At 76.7% G+C, this 14386-nt stretch carries 13 protein-coding genes; 5 read left to right on the plus strand and 8 right to left on the minus strand.

The window, feature by feature from the left end; all coding sequences use genetic code 11:
* Nucleotides 1-29 precede the first annotated feature (29 nt).
* The 5 genes from DT057_RS01150 (at nucleotide 30) to DT057_RS01170 (ending at nucleotide 5569) form a co-directional block, all read left to right on the plus strand.
* Entirely contained in the window at nucleotides 30-1538 is a 1509-nt protein-coding gene (locus tag DT057_RS01150) for an amidase (RefSeq protein ID WP_238313029.1), read from the plus strand.
* A gap of 60 nt (nucleotides 1539-1598) precedes the next feature.
* A complete protein-coding gene (locus DT057_RS01155) occupies nucleotides 1599-2351 on the plus strand; it encodes a DeoR/GlpR family DNA-binding transcription regulator (RefSeq protein ID WP_128560293.1) in 753 nt (250 codons plus the stop codon).
* Nucleotides 2326-3630, plus strand: a complete 1305-nt coding sequence (locus DT057_RS01160) for a Zn-dependent hydrolase (protein ID WP_128560294.1) — start codon at nucleotides 2326-2328, stop codon at nucleotides 3628-3630. Before DT057_RS01155 ends, DT057_RS01160 begins: the two co-directional genes overlap by 26 nt.
* Entirely contained in the window at nucleotides 3627-4565 is a 939-nt protein-coding gene (locus DT057_RS01165) for a phosphotransferase family protein (RefSeq protein WP_128560295.1), read from the plus strand. Before DT057_RS01160 ends, DT057_RS01165 begins: the two co-directional genes overlap by 4 nt.
* A 65-nt stretch (nucleotides 4566-4630) precedes the next feature.
* Nucleotides 4631-5569 carry a choline kinase family protein gene (locus tag DT057_RS01170; RefSeq protein ID WP_128560296.1) on the plus strand — a complete coding sequence of 313 codons (939 nt, stop codon included), beginning with the start codon at nucleotides 4631-4633 and terminating at the stop codon, nucleotides 5567-5569.
* 24 nt (nucleotides 5570-5593) lie between these two features.
* Here DT057_RS01170 and DT057_RS01175 read toward each other — a convergent pair whose 3' ends face one another.
* The 8 genes from DT057_RS01175 to DT057_RS01210 form a co-directional block, all read right to left on the minus strand.
* Nucleotides 5594-6367 (minus strand): SDR family NAD(P)-dependent oxidoreductase, encoded by a 774-nt coding sequence (locus DT057_RS01175; RefSeq protein WP_128560297.1) that lies wholly within the window; start codon nucleotides 6365-6367, stop codon nucleotides 5594-5596.
* A gap of 59 nt (nucleotides 6368-6426) precedes the next feature.
* Nucleotides 6427-7842 carry an amidase gene (locus DT057_RS01180; protein WP_128560298.1) on the minus strand — a complete coding sequence of 472 codons (1416 nt, stop codon included), beginning with the start codon at nucleotides 7840-7842 and terminating at the stop codon, nucleotides 6427-6429.
* A gap of 55 nt (nucleotides 7843-7897) precedes the next feature.
* Nucleotides 7898-9022, minus strand: coding sequence for a glycosyltransferase family 2 protein (locus tag DT057_RS01185; protein WP_128560299.1), 1125 nt, complete (start codon nucleotides 9020-9022; stop codon nucleotides 7898-7900).
* Nucleotides 9019-9762 carry a lysophospholipid acyltransferase family protein gene (locus DT057_RS01190; protein WP_128560321.1) on the minus strand — a complete coding sequence of 248 codons (744 nt, stop codon included), beginning with the start codon at nucleotides 9760-9762 and terminating at the stop codon, nucleotides 9019-9021. Before DT057_RS01190 ends, DT057_RS01185 begins: the two co-directional genes overlap by 4 nt.
* 92 nt (nucleotides 9763-9854) lie before the next feature.
* Nucleotides 9855-11393 (minus strand): phytoene desaturase family protein, encoded by a 1539-nt coding sequence (locus DT057_RS01195; protein ID WP_407068077.1) that lies wholly within the window; start codon nucleotides 11391-11393, stop codon nucleotides 9855-9857.
* Between the two features lie 143 nt (nucleotides 11394-11536).
* On the minus strand, nucleotides 11537-12190 hold the full coding sequence (locus tag DT057_RS01200) for a histidine phosphatase family protein (RefSeq protein WP_128560301.1): 654 nt from the start codon (nucleotides 12188-12190) through the stop codon (nucleotides 11537-11539).
* Nucleotides 12191-12202: 12 nt separating this feature from the next.
* The gene (locus DT057_RS01205; protein ID WP_128560302.1) at nucleotides 12203-13384 is read right to left on the minus strand and encodes an ABC transporter permease; all 1182 of its coding nucleotides are present in this window, start codon (nucleotides 13382-13384) and stop codon (nucleotides 12203-12205) included.
* Nucleotides 13381-14346 (minus strand): ABC transporter ATP-binding protein, encoded by a 966-nt coding sequence (locus DT057_RS01210; RefSeq protein WP_128560303.1) that lies wholly within the window; start codon nucleotides 14344-14346, stop codon nucleotides 13381-13383. The genes DT057_RS01205 and DT057_RS01210 overlap by 4 nt, the downstream gene beginning before the upstream one ends.
* Between the last annotated feature and the right edge of the window lie 40 nt (nucleotides 14347-14386).

Below are 14386 nucleotides of genomic sequence, written 5' to 3' on the forward strand. Positions count from 1 at the left end.
CCTTCGACCAGGCCTTCGACCCCGTGGAGATGACGCTGGCGGACGTCGCGGCCGCCTTCGCCCGCGGCGTCACCGCCGAGGCCCTGGCGACGGCCTTCCTGGACCGGATCGCCACCTACAACCCGCGCTACAATGCCCTCATCGTGATGAACCCGGACGCCCTGGAGGACGCCCGCGCCGTCGACCGGCGCCGCGCCGCGGGCGAGGCCCTCGGGCCGCTCGCGGGTGTGCCGGTGGTGATCAAGGACACCATGGACGTGGCCGGGCTGCCGAGCACGGCGGGCTGGCACTTCCTCAGCGCGCGCAGCGGCGGCGTCGACCTGATCCCGCAGACCGATTCCCCCGTGGTGGCCCGGATGCGGGCGGCCGGCTGCGTCATGCTCGGCAAGACCAACGTGCCGGTCCTCAGCGCCACCGGCAGCCACGCCAACGACAGCTGGGCCGGCCCGACCCTCAACGCCGCCGCCCCCGACCGGCTGCCGGGCGGCAGCAGCGCCGGCACCGCCACGGCGGTGGCGGCGAGCCTCGCGGTGCTGGGGCTCGCCGAGGAGACCGGCGGGTCGATCCAGAACCCGGCCTCCGCGCAGGGGCTCGTCGGCGTCAAGCCGACCTTCGCCCTCGTGCCCAATGCCGGGGTGGTGCCGCTCGCCGGCAGCACCCGCGACGTGGTCGGGCCCATCGCCCGCTGCGTGCGCGACGCGGCGCTCACCCTCGACGTGCTCGCCGGCTACACGGCGGAGGACCCCAAGACCGTGGCGGGGATCGGGCGCCGGCCCCGCGGCGGCTACGCCGGCCGGCTCGACCCGGAGGCCCTGGCGGGCCGGCGCCTCGGCCTCTACGGGCCGGGCTGGCGCGACCGGCCGCTCTCGGCCGCGTGCACGGCGCTCTACGGGCGGGCGCAGGGCGAGCTCGCGGCCCGCGGCGCGACCCTGGTCGAAGACCCGTTCCGGGATTCGGGCTTCGCCGCCATCGGCCGGCCGGTCGCGGGGCTCGACCATTACGACGCCCGCGGCATGGAGGGCGTCGCTCACGACCTCGACCAGTACCTGCGGCGGCTCGGGCCCTCCGCCGCCATCCGCAGCTTCGCCGACTTCGCCGCCGCCACCGCGGCCGAGGACGCCTTCGGGCCGCGGGGCGTCCTGCACTTCATGCACCAGCTCCCGCAATTCGCCGGGAGCCTCGCCGACCCGACGGCGCCCCCCGACCTGTCGGACTTCCTCGCGGCGCGGGAGGCCTACCTCGCGACCTTCGCGGACGTGATGGCCCGCCACGGCCTCGACGCCCTGGTGTTTCCCCAGATGCGGGACGCCCTGCCGCCCCTGCACGGGAGCGAGACCATCCACGAGACCACCGTCTGCGAGATCAACATCGCGGGCCTGCCCGGGGTCACGGTGCCGGCCGGCGCCTATCCCTGCGGCGCGCCCTTCAACCTGATCTTCGTCGGGCCCCTGTGGAGCGAGGCCGACCTCCTCGGCCTCGCCTACGCGTACGAGTCCGCGACGCGCCACCGGCGGGCGCCGCACCTCGCGGCCGCGTGATGGGCCCGGCGACGCGCGCGCCCGGCGGCGCCCCCGTCCTCCGGGAGAGGACACGCCACGATGCTGACGGACCATCGCCATCAGGAGATCCTCGCGCGCCTGCACGGCGCGGGCCGGGTCGGGGTCGCGGACGTGGCCGCCTACCTCCGGGTGTCGGAGGAGACGATCCGGCGCGACCTGAAGCTCCTGGAGGAGCGCGGGCTCCTGCGGCGCATCCACGGCGGGGCCGTGTCGCCCCGGCTCGACCAGGAGCGGCCCCTGCTCGAGCGCGGCAAGATCAACCCGCGGGAGAAGGCCCGGGTCGGCGCCCTGGCGCTCGGCCTCGTGCGCGACGGCATGTCGATCTTCATCGACACCGGGACCACCACCCTGGCCTTCGCGCGCCGGCTGCTGGGGCGCAACCTCACGGTGACCACGAACTCCATCGACGTGGCGCTCCACCTCGGCGGCGGCCCGACCCGGGTCAACCTGACCCCCGGCACCCTGCGGGCGAACGACAACGCCCTCGTGGGCTACGAGACCGTGGCGTATGCCCGGCGCTACTTCTTCGACGTCGCCTTCATGGGCATCGCGGCCTGCGACATCGACCACGGCTGGATGGACTACGAGGAGCACGAATCCGTGCTCCGGCGCACCCTCCGGGACCAGGCGCGCCGCGCCGTGCTGCTGGCCGATTCCCGCAAGTTCGGGCGCCAGGCCAACCTCCACACCTTCGCTCTCGGCGATCGCCTGGGCGTCGTGACGGACAAGCCCCCGCCGAAACCCTTCCTGGACATCTTCGCCAAGCATGAGATCGACCTCATCTGCTCCTGAGGGCGACCCGGCGGCGCGCCTCCTCGACCTCCTGGCGCGCTTCTCCGCCTGCGGCGCGACGCCGGCCGGGGGCGTGACGCGCCTGTGCGGCTCGCCCGCCGACGGCGCGGCGCGGGGCCTGCTCGCCCGCGAGCTCGCCGCCGCCGGCGCCCGCGTCGCGGTCGACGCCGTCGGCAACCAGTTCGGGCACTTCGCCCTGGCGGAGCGGGCCGGCGCGCCCCTGGTGATGATGGGCTCGCACCTCGACAGCCAGGTCCGGTCAGGCAGGCTCGACGGCACGCTCGGGGTCGCGGCCGCCCTCGGCGTCGGGCGGGCCCTGATGGCCGCCAAGGCCGCCGGCGCCGTCTTCGACGCCGATTTCTGCGCCGTGAACTGGACCAACGAGGAGGGCGCGCGCTTCCGCCCGAGCCTGCTCGGCAGCGGCACCTACGCGGGGCACCACGACGCCGCCTTCGCGCTCTCGCGCCGGGACGACGACGGGGTCAGCCTCGGCGAGGCGCTGGCGGGGATCGGCTACCGCGGGGAGGATGCGGCCCCGGCCGTCCCGGCCTGCTACCTCGAGCTGCACGTCGAGCAGGGCAGCGTGCTCGAGCAGGCCGGCGCCGCGATCGGCGTCGTGACCCGCTGCTGGGGCGCCCTCAAGCGCGACGTCGTCTTCACGGGCGAGCAGGCCCATACCGGCCCGACCGCCATGCCCCGCCGCCGCGACGCCCTCCTGGCGGGCGCCTACCTGATCGCCGAGGTGCGGGCCATCGCCGAGCGCTGGCCGGGCCTCGTCCACACCTCGGTCGGGCGCGTCCGGGTGGCGCCGAACTCCGCGAACGTCGTGCCGGCGCGGGTCGAGCTCTCGCTCGAGGTCCGCTCGGCCGACGACCGGGCCCTCGCCGAGGCCGGCCGGCTCGCGGACGCGGCGGTCGCCGCCGCGGCGGCGCGCGCCCGGGTCGAGGCCGCGGTCGCGTCCCGCTCCGAGCGGCCGATCCGGGCCCTGCCGGCGGCGCCGTGCGACCTCGTCGCCCTCTGCGCCGCCGAGGCGGAGCACCGCAGCCTGCGCATGGACACGGTCGCGGGCCACGACGCGCTGAGCCTGCTCGGCACCTGCCCGACGGGAATCGTCTTCGTGCCGAGCCTCGGCGGCATCGCCCACAACGAGGCCGAGGCCACCGACGCGGCCGACCTCGCGGCCGGCCTCGCCGTCATGACCCGCGCCGCCCACCGCCTGTGCCGCGCCGGCGGCTCGCCCGAGCGGGCGAGCCGCCTCGACCGGGGAGAGCCGACATGAGTGCCGCCGCGCCCCTGGAGGCCCGCGTCGCGGCCGCCCTCGCCCGCGTGCCCGCCTGGCGCGAGGCCCCGCCGCGCTTCGCCCTCGCGGCCGCGCCCGTCGCCTCGCCGCTCCACCGCGGGGTCGCCTCGGATTGCGTGCGCGTCGAGCCCGAGGGGGGCGCGCCCGTCTTCCTGAAGATCCGCCACCCCGACATGGCCCGCGACGTCGTGCCGTGGGCCGCCGAGGCCGCCCGCAAGGCCGCAAGCCTCGGCGTCGGGCCCCGGGTCGTGCTCGACGAGGACGGGCTCCTCGGCCTCGACTACCTGCCCGAGCCCTGGCGCTACGCCCGCCTCGGCGACCTCCAGGACCCGGGCGTGATGGCGGGCATCCTCGACGCCAAGAAGCGCCTGCACGCGGACGCCCCCCTCGGGCGGCGCTTCTGCCCCTTCGCGCGCCTCGACGCCCTCGCGGCCGAGGCCGGCGCGGCGGGCGTCGTCCTGCCGGACGGCACGGAGCGGCTCGTCGGGGTCGCCGGGCTCATCCGCGAGGCGATCCGGGCGGCGGGCCTCGACCTCGCGTTCTGCCACAACGACGGGGTCGCCTCGAACGTCATGCTCGACGGCGCCGGCGTCCGGCTCGTGGATTTCGACCTCGCCGGCGACAACGACCCCTGGTTCGACGTCGGCGTCCTCATCAACGAGGCCTGCGCCTTCGAGGCGGAGGCCTGCGCGGCCGTCGAGCACTACGCCGGCCGCTTCGAGGAGCGCCTGCTCAACCGCTGCCGGCTCTACGGCGCCCTCGACGACCTCGCGTGGGGCCTCTGGGGGGTGACCCGGGCGGCGACCTCGGCCCGCACCGGCATCGAGTTCCACAAGTACGGCACCTGGCGCCTCCTCCACGCCCGCACGACGCTCGGCGCGCGGGGGTTCGAGACGTGGCTGCGCCGGCTGTGAGAGCCCGGGCCGCGAGGCCCCACCGGCGCCGGGCGGCGGCGAGGATGCGATCGGGAGGACCTGCGATGGGCTGGAAACGCGTGGGCGAGGCTGCGAGCGAGAGCGAGCGCGCCCTCGAGGCGATCCTCGCCGGGATCGGGCGCTGGCAGGGGCGGCCCCTGCGCTACCACCCGGTCCCGGGCGGCATCAGCAACACGAACTGGCGCATCGATAGCGGGGAGGCGGGGGACTGCTTCCTCAAGGTCCCGGGGCGCGGCACCGAGATGTTCATCGCCCGCGCGGCCGCCCACGACGCGAGCCGCCGGGCGCAGGATTGCGGGTTCGGGGTCGCGGTGGTCGACTTCCTGCCCGAGGCGGGCGTCGAGATCTTCGCCTTCGCGGACGGCTTCCGGGCCTCCCAGAACCTCGACTTCCTGCGCCCGGCCGTGCGCGGCAACGCCGTGCGGGCGCTCAGGGCCTTCAACGACGCGCCGGCCCTGGGGCTGACGAAGACGATCTTCGACATGATCGAGGAGCACGTCGCGCAGGTCGCGCAGGTGGGCGGGCGGGTGCCGGCGGACAGCGCGCACCTGATGCGCTGCTGCGCCGAGGCGAAGGCGGCGCTCCTCGCCTCCGGCCTCGACCTCGTGCCCTGCATGAACGACACGCTCGCGGGCAACTTCCTCATCGACGAGGCCGACCGGGTGATCCTGGTCGATTTCGAGTACGCCTCGAACAACGAGCGCGCCTACGAACTCGCCCTCTGGTTCACCGAGATGGCGTTTCCGGAGGCCGTCGAGCGCGAGATGATCGAGGCGTATTTCGGCCGCCTCGACCGCCGGATCGAGGCCCGCATCGCCGTGCTGCGGGCGCTCGCCGACCTCAAATGGGCGACCTGGGCGATGATCCAGGAGGCCGTGTCCACCCTGGACTTCGACTACTGCAAGTACGGGACCTGGAAGCACCGGCGGGCGCGCACGCTGTTCCACCACCCCGACTGGCCGCTCTGGCTGCGTCGCCTGTGACGTCGCCGGGGCCCGGGCGCCCCTTCAGGCCCCGCCCCAGTTCATGGTGAGGCCGCCGTCCATGGTCCAGGTCTGGCCGGTGACGTAGTCGCCGTGGTCGGAGGCGAGGAACAGCGCCAGGCGGGCGATCTCCACCGGCTGCCCGGGCCGGTGCCAGGGGATCTCCCGCATCGAGGCGTCCCGCTTCCCGGGGTCGTCCAGGCGGTCCTGCGTCATCGGGGTCTGGATCAGGCCGGGCGCGATGCCGTTCACGTTGATCCGGTCGGGCGCGACCTCGACCGCGAGGCTGCGGGTGAGGGAGCCGAGACCGGCCTTGGCCATGCCGTAGGGCGCGGAGCCGGCGGTCGGCAGGTGCTGGGCCACCGACGAGACGTTGACGATGCGCCCGCCCCCGCCGCGCCGCTTGCGCAGGGCCACGAAGGCGCGGGCGCAGTGCAGGGGGCCCTTCAGGTTGGTGTCGAGGATCACGTCGAGCTGGTCCTCGGGCAGCGACGCGACCGGCGTGCGCGCGCCCATGCCCTTGCCGGCGTTGTTGACGAGGACGTCGAGGGTGCCGAGCTCGGCCTCGACGCGCCGCACGAGGGCGTCGACGGCGGCGGCGTCGCGCACGTCGAGCTGGGCCACCAGGGCCCGGCGCCCGGCCGCCTCGACCCGCCGGCGCGTCTCGGCCGCGCCCTCGGCGTCGGTGTGGTAGGTGATGCAGACGTCCGCCCCGGCCTCGGCGAACACCGCCGCGATGGCCTGCCCGATGCCGGAATCGGCGCCCGTCACCAGGGCTATCTTATTGTCGAGCTTCATGAAAAACTCCTGTCCGGCAGCCAAACGCCGGCCCCCGACAGGCGTTCCTCCCGCCCCGGTCAGGGACGGTGCCTCACCCGGGGCGCGTCGAGGACGGGCCAGGGCCGGGCCGCCTCGAAGGCCCGCGAGGCGCGCAGCACGCCGGCATCCGCCCCCATCGGGCCGACGATCTGCAGGCCCACCGGCAGCCCGGCCGCATCCAGCCCGCACGGCACCGTCGCGGCCGGCTGGCCGGTGAGGTTGAAGGGGTAGGAGAACGGCGTCCAGCCGAGCCAGTCCTGGCCGAAGCGCCCGTCCGGCGGGGTGAGGTGGCCGGTCGGGATGGCGGGCGTGGCGACGGTCGGGGTCAGGAGCAGGTCGTAGGTGGCGTGGAACCGCGCCATCGCGGTGAACAGCGCGCCGCGGGCGGTGAGGGCCGCGACGAAGTCGGGGGTCTCGATCCGCCGGCCGCGCTCGGCCGCCTCGCGCAGGGCCGGCTCGACCTCGGCGCGGCGGGCCTCCGGGATGCCCCGCAGCACGCACCAGGCCCCCACGAGCCAGATCCCGTTCAGGGTCTCGACCGGGTCGGGGAAGCCGGGATCGGCCTCCTCCACCGTGGCGCCGAGCTCCGCGAAGGCCCGGGCGGCGGCCTCGGTCAGGCGCGCCACCTCCGGGTCCACGGTCCCGGCGTAGCCGAGGCGCGGGCTCCAGGCGATGCGCAGCCCGCGCACGCCGTCCTCGAGGCCGGCGTCGTAATCGGGCGGCTCGGCGAGGCTGGCCGCCATGTCGCGGGCGTCGGGCCGGGCCATGGCCCGGAGCATCAGGGCGGCGTCCCGGACCCCGCGGGTGATCGGGCCGAGATGGGCCACCGGGCCGAAGGGCGAGGGCGGGTAGGCCGGGACCCGGCCGTAGCTGGGCTTGAGGCCGTAGACGCCGCAGAACGAGGCCGGGATGCGGATCGAGCCGGCGCCGTCGGTGCCGATGTGCAGGAGGCCGAGGTTGAGGGCCGCCGCCGCGGCCGCCCCGGCCGAGGAGCCGCCCGTGGTGAGGCGCGTGTCCCAGGGGTTGCGGGCCGCGCCGGTGAGCGTCGAGTCGCCGAGGCCCTTCCAGCCGAATTCCGGCATCGTGGTCTTGGCGACCGGGATCGCCCCGGCCTCGACGAGGCGGTCCACCGCGGGCGCGCTCTCGGCGAGGGGCGCCTCCGCGGTGGTGGGCGAGCCGCGCCGCATCGGGTGGCCGGCCCAGGCGATGTTGTCCTTGACGGTGAAGGGCAGGCCGTCGAGGGGGCCGCACGGCCGGCCCGCGGCCCAGCGCGCCTCCGACGCCGCGGCCGCCGCGAGGGCCGCCTCCCCGTCGACGAGCACGAAGGCGCCGAGGTCGGGGCCGTGCCGGGCGACGCGCGCGAGGGCGTCGCCGACCACCTCCCGGGGCGAGAGCGAGCGGTCGCGATAGCGTCCCAGGATCGCCGTGCCGTCGAGCTGCCAGATCTCGGTCATGGGGGTGTCCTCGCGGGGGGCGGCCTGACGGAGCGCGGCCGGCGGCCGGGCTCCGTCAGGCCGCCGGGTAGGTGCGGCCCTTCCAGGTCGCGACGCCGGCCCGGCGCGGCCGCAGCAGGGCGTTCCACTGCAGGGCGAGCGCCAGCGCCACGGTGACGGGGTGCAGCAGGATCGTGCGCGGGTCCTCGCGGGTGGCGAGCGTGATGGCCGCCCGGGTGGCGAGGGAGAGGGCGAGGCTCCCGGAGGCGAGCGGGAGGCTGCCGGCGCCCGCGAGGGCCGCCAGGACGAGGAGCGGCGGCAGGACGTGGCCGCCGCCGAGGAGCAGGGTCCAGACCGGGAGGGCGCGCGGGGTCGCCAGGCCCTCGTGGGCGTTCTTCGAGAAGCCCGCCCAGGCCTGCCCGAAGGCGGTGTACATGCGGCAGGTGGCGAGCCCGGCCCCGGCGACGAGGTCGGTCGCGAGGCCCGCGCGCCGGAACGCCCGGGGCAGCTGCACGCCGTCGTGCAGGCTCGCCCGGATCGCGCCGTGGCCGCCGGCGGCCCGGTAGGCGCCCGCCTCCACGAGGACGAGCTGGCCGCAGGCCGCGCCGAGGGCCGGGTCGCGCAGGCGCCGCATCAGCGGGACCGGCAGGTAGCCGAGGAGGAGGAGGTTGATCATCGGCACGGTCAGGCGCTCGCCGAGGCTGCCGGTGACCTGGCGCGGCACGCCGCTGACGAGGGCCGCGCCCCGCGCCCGCGCGGCGGCCGCGAGCGCCGCGGCGGCGCCGGCCTCGAGGCGCACGTCGGCGTCGACGAACAGCAGGTAGCGCCCCGCCGCGGCCTCGGCCAGGACGTGGCAGGCGTGGTTCTTGCCGGTCCAGCCCGGCGGCAGGGGCGGCACCGCGATCAGCCGCAGGCGCGGGTCCCGGGCGGCGTGCTCCGCCACGAGGGCGGGGGTCGCGTCGGTCGAGTGGTCGTCGGCGACGATCACCTCCACGGCGACGCCGGTGCTGGCGCAGGCCGCCGCCAGGGTCGGGCCGAGATTGGCGGCCTCGTTGCGGGCCGGGATCAGGATCGAGACGGTCCCGTCGGGGTCCGGCCCTGCGGGCGCCCTCCGGGGCGGCCGAAGGGCGACGAGGTTCGCGAGTGCCAGGGCGGCCGGCAGGAGGGCGAGGAGGAGGGCCGCGAGGGCCAGCAGGGTCACGAGGGCAGGCCCTTGCCGTGCCCGGGCTCGAAGGACCGCCCGGTGAGCCCCGCCGCCAGCCGGCGCCAGGCATCGTAGACGCCCCCGACGCCCCGCCGCCCCTCCAGCAGGGAGGCGAAGCGGGCGGGATCGCGGCTGCGCACGTCGGCGCCGAGGCGGTCGACGGCGCGGGTCAGGTCGGCCTCGAGGCGCGCGAGGCGGTCCGGGCGCGGCAGGGCCAGGAGGTCGGCCCCCGGGATCCCGGCCCCGAAGGCCGCGAAGGCCTCCGCCCCGCGCTCGTCCCAGAACGCGTACTCGAGGGCGAGCGGCACGAAGAGCGCGCCGGGGGCGATCTCGGGCAGGCGGGCGACGCCGGGGCGCAGGCCGAGGGGCCGGTCGCGCACGTCGCTGAAGCGGCCCTGCGCGGTGATCCACAGGACCGGGGCGGGCCGCGCGAGGATCCGGCGCGAGGCGGCCAGGAACGCGGCCGCCCCGCGGGGGCTCGCGAGGTCGACCCCGAAGGCCCCCATGCGGGCGAAGATGCGGTAGCGCGCCAGCATGGCCGCGTCGAAGGGCGCGTAGCTCTCGGCCCGCGGGAAGAAGCGGTGCCCGAGCAGGATGATGACGGCCGCGTCCCACCAGGCCGGATGGTTGCAGTAGACCACCACCGGGCCGGCGGGGGCCGCCGGCGGCAGGCCCCAGGCGGGCACCCGCAGGGCGTTCATGTGCCGGCGCAGGTAGCGCGCGAAGTAGAGCCCCATGAAGCGCCAGACGAGGGGGGACCGGGCCTCGACCGGGTCGTCGATTCCGGCGCGGGGCGGCGCGCCCCGCGCGAGGCCGCGCGGGGCGCCCCTCACGAGGCGGCCCGCAGCGCCTCGCCGGCGGTCTCGCCCCGCGCGTCCTGGTCGAGGGCGTCGGCGGCGATCCAGCCCGACATCATCACCATGGGCATGCCGGGCCCCGGATGGGCGGCGCCGCCCGCGAGGTAGAGCCCGCGCACCTCGCGCGAGCGGTTGCCGGGCTTGAACGCCCCCATGATGCGGCCGTGGGAGGCGAGCCCGTAGATCGCGCCGTTGAGCACCCTGTAGCGGGCGTGGATGTCGGCGGGCGTGAGGTGGCGCTCGACCACGATGCGCTCCTCGAGGTCGGGCATGCCGGCGGTGCGCTTGAGCTTGTCGAGGATCGTCTGCCGGTAGGCCGGCAGCATCCTGGACCAGTCGTGGTGGGGGCGCAGGTAGGGGGTGTGGACCAGCACGTAGAGCGCCTCGCCGCCCTCCGGGGCCACCGAGGGGTCGGTGGCGCTCGGGGCGGCCAGGTAGGCGGTCGGGTCGGGGGCCGGCTCGCCCCGGCGGTAGATCGCGTCGAACTCCTCCTCCGGGTCGCGCGAGAACACGAAATCGTGGTGGGCGAGGTGGTCGTAGCGCTTGTTCAAGCCGAGGTAGAGCACCACGCCCGAGCAGGCGGGCTCGAAGCTGCGCTTCTCGTAGGCGCGGCCGACCGGGCCGCCGACGAGCTCGCGGTAGGTGCGCACCGCGTCCATGTTCGAGATCACCCGGTCGTAGGCGACGAGGCCGTCGCGGGTGCGCAGGCCCTTGACGGCGCCGTCCTCGACCGCGACGCCCTCGACCTCGGCGTCGGGCTTCAGGGTGGCGCCGAGCTCGGTGGCGAGCCGCATCAGCCCCTCGGCCACCGCCCGGGTGCCGCCCATCGGGTACCAGACGCCGTCCGCCGTCTGCATGTGGGCGATGGCGCAGAGCACCGCCGGCGCGCCGTAGGGCGAGGAGCCGACGTACTGCACGAAGTGGTCGAGCATCTGGGCGAGGCGGGCGTCCCGGACCTTGCCCCGGATGGTGCTGGCCACCGAGGCGTGCATGCGCAGCGAGAGCACGTCGCGCAGGGTGCCGGGGTTCATGTTCGCCCGGATGTTGATGGTGTCGAACAGGTCCTGGACCGGCTTCCAGAAGAAGAACCGCTCCGAGATGCCGTGCAGGTGCTCGGACACGGCCTGGAAGCGCCGGTAGCCCTCGCCGGCGCCGGCGCCCGGCGCGAAGCGGTCCATCTCGGCCGCCATGGCGGGCACGTCCTCCTGGAGGTCGATGCGGCCGCCGTCGTCGAAGAAGCAGCGCCATTGCGGGTCGAGGCGGCGCAGGTCCATGTAGTCGTGCACCGAGCGGCCCGCCTCGGCGAAGATGCGCTCCAGCACCCGGGGCACCGTGAGGATGGTCGGCCCCATGTCGAAGCGGAAGCCGCCCTCGTGCAGCACCGCCGCCTTGCCGCCGAGCCAGGCGTTCTTGTCGTAGAGGGTGACCCGGTGCCCCCGGGCCGCCGCCACGCAGGCCGCGGCCAGCCCGCCCAACCCACCGCCCACCACCGCGACCGAGGACCCTGCCATCACGACGTCACTCCCGGACCATGGGCGCGGCGCGCCGCGGCCTCCCTGCGTCAAGCTAGGAGTCCGGCGGGGTGGGTCAACGCTTCACCGGGTCGCGCACCCCGGGGCCCGCGGCCGCCCCGAAGGGACCGCGGCCGCGCGCCTCAGGGCACGAGGCGCCCGACGACGGCGGCGCCCCCCGGGCCGGGCCGCAGGACCAGCACCTCGCCCTCGGCCGGGACCGCGCCGGTGAGGGCCGTGACGTTCACCTGGTGCGTCACCAGCACGAGGGCGCCCGAGCCCCGCCAGCCCGCGAGGATCTCCCGGACGGCGCGGGTCTGCGGCTCGGCCGCGGCCTGGTCGGAGAAGAACGAGTCGAGGGTGGGCTCCTCCCGCGTCGCCTCCCCGAAGGCGAGGCGGGCGGTCTCCAGCGCCCGGCACCACCGGCTCGACAGGACGCGGCCGACGGCCACGCCCCGCGCCCGGAAGGCGGCGCCGATCCGACGGGCCTGGGCGCGGCCCTCGTCCGCGAGGTTGCGCTGCGTCGTGCAGTCGCCGAGGCGGAATCCCGGCGGGTCGCCGCCGCCGGGGGCGCGGGCGTGGCGCAGGATCGCGACCGCGCCATCCGCCCGCAGGGCCGCCCACGCGGCCTCGTCCGCCCGGGCCGCGCCCGGCCACGCCGCCAGGAACGCGGCCAGGCACGCCGCGGCCAGGCCCTTGGACGCCGGGCCCTTGGACGCCGGGCCCCTGGACGCCGGGCCCCTGGACGCCAGGCCCTCGGGCACCCGGCCGGGACGGAGGCGGGCGGTCCTGCGCATCGTGCGTCTCCCTCACGTTCCCCGCCGGGACGCCAGGGCCACCGCGGCCCCGAGCCCCGCGGCGGCGAGGCCGGCGAGCACGCCCCAGGCCGGCCAGGCCGCGGCCGCGCCCTCGCCGAGCGCGTTCTGGTAGGCCTCGATCGCCCAGGCGTTGGGGGTGAGCCAGCCGAGGGTCTGGAGCCAGGGCGGCATCAGGAAGCGCGGCACCATGCTGCCGCCGACGGCGGAGAGGAGCAGGACCCCGAAGGTCGAGACGAGGTGCGCCTGCTGGCGGGTGCGGGCCGCCGCGCAGGCCGCGAGGCCGAGGCCCGCCGCCATGCCGGCGACGAGCACCCCGGTGACGAGCCAGGGCAGGAGCCGGGGCCCGACCGCGACCCCGTAGAGGATTCCCGCGGCGGCGAAGATCAGGGCGCCCTGGGCGGTGCCCTGGAGCACCAGGAACAGGAACTTGCCGACCACCACGACGGCGAGGCCGCCGGGCCCGGCGGCGAGCCGGTCGGCGATGCCGGACTGGCGCTCCTCGACGAGGGAGAGCGCCCCCTGCATGGCGGCGAAGAGCAGGAAGACCGCCGTGATCGCGCCCGCGTAGTAGCCGACGCGGTCGTTGCCGCCGCCCTCGGCGGTGGTGGTGCGGGCGACGAGCGCCCCGAACGAGAACGCCTCGCGGCGCTCGCGGCTCTCCGCGAAGGTCTGGTCGAGGAAGGCGCGCTCGTCCGGGCCGATCCGGCCGCTGCGCTCGACGTCGGCGACGACCCGCGACAGCACCACGTCGGGCAGGGCCTCGTTGAGCACCCGCTGCACCTGGCCGAGGGCGATCGGGGTCGCCAGCGCCCGGGCGGGGTTCTCCACCACGAGGATCGGCGCGTCCGCGGAATCCCGGCCGGAGGCGAGGTCGGCGCGCAGCACCAGCGCCACGTCGACCTCGCCCCGGCGCACCGCCGCCACGGGGTCGCCGTGCAGGATCGCGACCCGGAGGGCCGGGTCGGCCTGGAGCGCGGCGACGAGCCGCCCGGTGGTGCGGGTCCGCGCCGCGTCGACGAGCCCGACATGGAGGCGGATGCGGTCGCCGATGGCGCCCGAGAAGATCGCCGCGAAGACGCAGAAGATCACGGTCGGCAGCACGAACGCCATGACGAGGGCGGCCCGGTCGCGCAGGAGGTTCAGCAGCATCACCCGGAAGGACGCGGCGATCACGGCGCGGCCCCGGCCAGGGCCGCGGCGGGGGCGGGCCCGACCACGTCGCGGTAGAGGGCGTCGAGCCCGGGCTCGCGCACCCGGATCTCGCGCACCGGCACGCCGTGCTGGCGCAGGGAGGCGAGGAGGGCGGCCCCGTCGCGCCCGTCCGCGACCGCGTCGCCCGCCCGCCAGGTGAGCGCGCCGGCCGGGTGGAAGCCGGCGGCGCGCAGGGCCGCGGCCGCGGCCGGGCCGGCGGGGTCGCTCAGGGCCACCTCGTGCTCCGGAGGTCCCGCCCGCAGGGCCGCGAGCAGGTCGGTGAGGCGGCCGTCGAGGCGGATGCGGCCGTCGCGCAGGACCGCGACCCGGTCGGCGAGGCGCTCGGCCTCGGCGAAATCGTGGGTGGCGACGAGGAGCGCGGCGCCGGAGGCGGGCAGGCGCTCGAGCACCGCGTGGATGGCCGCGCGGGCAACCCGGTCGACGCCCTGCGTCGGCTCGTCGAGGAGCACGAGGGCGGGCTCGCCGAGGAGCGCCACCGCGATGTTCGCCCGGCGCTGGTAGCCGCCCGAGAGCACGCCGACGAGGCGGTCCTCGACCTCGCCGAGGGCCGCCTGCGCGAGGGCGCGGGCGACGGCGGGGCGGCGCGCCGCCCGCGGCAGGCCGGCGAGGCGGGCGAAGACCTCCAGGTTCTCCCGCACGGTCAGGCGCGGGTAGAGGGCGACCGCCTGGGGCACCCAGGCGATCGCCCGCCGGGCCGCGGCCTCGCGGAACGGGTCGCCGCCGCCCACCCGCACGGTGCCGCGGCCCGGGGCGAGGCGCCCGGCGAGGAGCCGCATCAGCGAGGTCTTGCCGGCGCCGTTGGGGCCGATGAGCGCGACGGCCGCGCCGCGCGCGAGCGTCAGGTCGACGCCGTCGAGGACCATCACGCCGCGGTAGCTGAGGGCGAGGTCGCGGACGATGGCCGCCGGGTCGGGCCGCATCATGCCGCCACGACAGCAGGGCTTCGCGGATTGCCGCGGGGGT

Source organism: Methylobacterium crusticola (assembly GCF_003574465.1).
GTDB lineage: Bacteria > Pseudomonadota > Alphaproteobacteria > Rhizobiales > Beijerinckiaceae > Methylobacterium > Methylobacterium crusticola.

What these genes read in the sequence shown, in the direction of transcription:
- DT057_RS01150 (WP_238313029.1), top strand. Translation starts at nt 30, where the DNA reads ATGACGCTGGCGGACGTCGCGGCCGCCTTCGCCCGCGGCGTCACCGCC.
- DT057_RS01155 (WP_128560293.1), top strand. Translation starts at nt 1,599, where the DNA reads ATGCTGACGGACCATCGCCATCAGGAGATCCTCGCGCGCCTGCACGGC.
- DT057_RS01160 (WP_128560294.1), top strand. Translation starts at nt 2,326, where the DNA reads ATGAGATCGACCTCATCTGCTCCTGAGGGCGACCCGGCGGCGCGCCTC.
- DT057_RS01165 (WP_128560295.1), top strand. Translation starts at nt 3,627, where the DNA reads ATGAGTGCCGCCGCGCCCCTGGAGGCCCGCGTCGCGGCCGCCCTCGCC.
- DT057_RS01170 (WP_128560296.1), top strand. Translation starts at nt 4,631, where the DNA reads ATGGGCTGGAAACGCGTGGGCGAGGCTGCGAGCGAGAGCGAGCGCGCC.
- DT057_RS01175 (WP_128560297.1), bottom strand. Translation starts at nt 6,367, where the DNA reads ATGAAGCTCGACAATAAGATAGCCCTGGTGACGGGCGCCGATTCCGGC.
- DT057_RS01180 (WP_128560298.1), bottom strand. Translation starts at nt 7,842, where the DNA reads ATGACCGAGATCTGGCAGCTCGACGGCACGGCGATCCTGGGACGCTAT.
- DT057_RS01190 (WP_128560321.1), bottom strand. Translation starts at nt 9,762, where the DNA reads ATGGGGCTCTACTTCGCGCGCTACCTGCGCCGGCACATGAACGCCCTG.
- DT057_RS01195 (WP_407068077.1), bottom strand. Translation starts at nt 11,393, where the DNA reads ATGGCAGGGTCCTCGGTCGCGGTGGTGGGCGGTGGGTTGGGCGGGCTG.
- DT057_RS01200 (WP_128560301.1), bottom strand. Translation starts at nt 12,190, where the DNA reads ATGCGCAGGACCGCCCGCCTCCGTCCCGGCCGGGTGCCCGAGGGCCTG.
- DT057_RS01210 (WP_128560303.1), bottom strand. Translation starts at nt 14,346, where the DNA reads ATGATGCGGCCCGACCCGGCGGCCATCGTCCGCGACCTCGCCCTCAGC.